At 38.4% G+C, this 2,647-nt stretch carries 1 protein-coding gene; it reads right to left on the bottom strand.

Features of this window, described 5'->3' with window-relative positions; all coding sequences use genetic code 11:
* Positions 1–142: 142 nt before the first annotated feature.
* Entirely contained in the window at positions 143–1,936 is a 1,794-nt protein-coding gene (ltrA, locus tag BMZ04_RS21695; protein ID WP_177184551.1) for a group II intron reverse transcriptase/maturase, read from the bottom strand.
* Positions 1,937–2,647: the final 711 nt, after the last annotated feature.

Genomic DNA, 2,647 nt, shown 5'->3' with positions numbered 1-2,647 from the left:
CGTTAGTAATAGGTAAGCATTTGAGGTTATCGCCAGCTTTTCCCCTACTCCACACGGAACGTGCCAGTTTCCAAGCATTCCGCGTTCCATCTAGCGATGGTATTATTAATTATAAGTTTCAAGTTACTCTCATTGATTTGGGTTATTTGATTATTTCTAGCTCACATTTTACTCGATATTTATTGATTTTTTCTAACATCGATTCAGTGATGCCCAAAGTTTTTATAAGTGTATTCGCCTTAATTTGGTCGGTCATATGGATTAATTCATGTATCTCTTTTTGGAGAATACGTAAATTATTGAATTTGTCGCTTCCACCAAGATGTTTGGGTATATAATGGTGGCAGTATACGTTTTGTGCTTGAAGGAACATGCCAGTTATTTCACATTTCCCTTTCTTCATACTGTATCTACTAATCCGATTATCCATATATTCGACACTTCGTGTCGGTATTTTTGATTCCATTAACAATACTATTTCATGTCTTATATCTTTACTCAACCGTGTAGATATTTGTACTCGACCTTCTTCGGTAAATGGGGTTGCACTTTGAGTAAAAGCAATCACATTTTTAGTTTTGATGATCCCAAGAGGAAAGAGGTATATCCCGGCGATTTTATACGTTTTAGAGCCTAAGCCATAGAACTTTTTATAAACAGGTGGAGGATTGTTAGGATGTTCATATTTACCGATAGGTTTAAGACGATTGTACATAGATGCACCTATTTCGTAGGCAAGTCGTGAGAACGCTAAGTTGACGTGAGTAGCTCTGCTAAAATAATTGTGTAACCCTAAGACAAAACTATTAAAGCGCATAGCATTTTGAGTAGTTGGAGATGTTCGGAGTACTTCTAGTCGTTTCTTTGCATCCGCCTTAATTTTCTGCATCTTTTCCGCTTTGACAAACGTATGTGCAACTCGCTTTTTCCCTTTACGATTAGCACGTATTGTGAAGCCAAGAAACGCAGACTCATTCTTGCGCAGATTAATAATCTTCGATTTTTCTGGTGAAATATCCAGTTTTAAACGTTCTTTTAAAAATAATTTGACAGCATGATACCACTTTTCAGCAGTTTTCCAATCTCGACAGATGATTTTAAAGTCATCAGCATACCTAACTATGTAGCCTTCTTTTAGGTGAGTTCGATTCTTTGCAAGCAGTTGACCTCTAGTTTTAAGTGATTTTTGAAGGGGAAATAGTTCCCATTGATTCGCAATCCATTGGTCCAATTCATTTAGTACGATATTAGACAATAACGGTGACAGTAGGCCACCTTGTGGAGACCCCTTTGTTGGAATACCTTCTCCATCTACTTCAGCCTTTAACATTTTGGATATACAGGCTAGAACTTGTCTATCCCGAATACCTAAATTCCATAACTGTTTAATAAGCAAGGTATGATTGATATTATCGAAGAACCCTTTTATATCAACATCTACAACGTAATGGAGTTTCGACCGATTGACTAGAAATTGAATTCTTGCCATCGCATGATGAGTAGACCGTAAAGGTCTAAACCCATAGCTATGATTATAGAAATGAGCTTCTGCAATTGGCTCTAACACTTGTTTAAAGCATTGTTGGATGATTCTATCCAGAATGCATGGAATACCTAATGGTCGCATCTTGCCATTATCTTTTTCTATAAGTTTACGTTTAACTTTCTTAGGGCGATAATTTTGAAGTCTACTTTGTATTTCTTCTACTAATTCGTTCTCTGATCGTTTCTCTATGTCTACAATAGTTTTACCATCTGTTCCCGGGGTCTTCGACCCTTTATTTGACTTGATTGTTCGATACGCTAATAAAATATTGTTCCTCGACGTGATGATGTCGTATAACAGATGGAATGATTCTTTATTTTTGGCACGTTGATGTAAGTCTGTAAAGGTGTCTGTCATCCCATAATAATCCCAATATCGTAGAGCTTGCACTGTGGCATCATTCCTCTTTGAAGTGATGTTCCCACGTTCTTACCCGACCGGTGCAATGCACAGTTGAAAAATAATTATTACTTATCGCTAGACTTGGGGCTGTTCCTCCACCTCCATTACAGAGGTTTCACTGGTCGTACCCCTACCCTCATAAGAACAAATGCATTTCGCCATATAACTTATAGCAACCGTTTTAGGTGACAGCCCTTGAGTCAACGTCCCTTATTTTCCAAGTCCCTTACAACCTAGCTATCCTTTTCTAAACTTAGGTGCTTCCTGTAAGCCTGTGAGCTGGATACCGCCATTGTTCGGTATAGCGTGTTTCATAGAGGCAATTTTTACTCCACGTCACTCACCCCATCATTAGATGGTACACAAGTTTCCTTATGTTCTAACTTTAGACCCTTAACTTCGGAAGTTCGTCTGTTCTTTTCTATAAGAAGATTCTCACCATATTTAGTTTTTCAGCCATCCGGCATATCCATTGGCATACCTTTTCCGCGAGGAGTGGCTTCAGCCTTTGTTCTACCGACTTCACCTGAGCTTCAGACCCCATAATCTGTCTCTTATGACGCATGCAGGAGTATCAATGGGATAGTTTCAAAATACCTGGTTTTATCATTCCTATCCTCGGTTATAAAGTTAGGATTTCGGAAGAAATCCCTTGTTTTTTCACACCTTAGTGCTTATAACAAAACTTGTCGCGCTGCC

The sequence above is a fragment of the Psychrobacillus sp. OK032 genome (assembly GCF_900111345.1).
Lineage (GTDB): Bacteria > Bacillota > Bacilli > Bacillales_A > Planococcaceae > Psychrobacillus.
This window is presented reverse-complemented; position numbering and strand designations above follow the sequence as displayed.